This is a genomic window from Candidatus Thiosymbion oneisti, assembly GCF_004359955.1.
GTDB lineage: Bacteria > Pseudomonadota > Gammaproteobacteria > Chromatiales > Chromatiaceae > Thiosymbion > Thiosymbion oneisti.
The window spans coordinates 1-375 of sequence record NZ_SMSC01000168.1 but is presented as its reverse complement, the minus strand read 5'-3'; the positions used below and the strand labels follow the sequence as shown (position 1 = coordinate 375).

General features: G+C 45.9%; 1 protein-coding gene. It reads right to left on the bottom strand.

Going from position 1 to position 375, the window contains the following annotated elements:
- A partial coding sequence (locus E1958_RS19880; protein ID WP_279512461.1) for a JAB domain-containing protein occupies nucleotides 1-345 on the bottom strand: 345 nt, incomplete at its 3' end.
- Nucleotides 346-375 lie beyond the last annotated feature (30 nt).

Here is a 375-nt window from a genome sequence, read left to right as displayed (position 1 = left end):
AAGGAATTTGCCTGCCTGGATAAAATGATCGGTGAGATCCTGATCTTCGATTGAAGGCGTCACATTTCCACCGGGGTGGTTATGGACCATAATAACCTGAACGGCGAGCTTGTAAATCGCCATGCGGAAGGCTTCTCTGGGGTTGATGTTTGCCATGTTGGAAGACCCCAGAGCGACCAATTCGATATAGAGGATCTTGTTGGCTTGATTCAAACCCACCATCCAGAAGTGTTCCTGACCTTGACCGATTTTATTTTCTCTACGGAGAATTTGGCGCATGATCAGATAAATGTCTTCCGCACTGTTTACGGTGACTTTTTGTTGCTTGCTTAATTTGACTTCCATTGCGGGGCCTTTTACAGAAGGGCTAACATT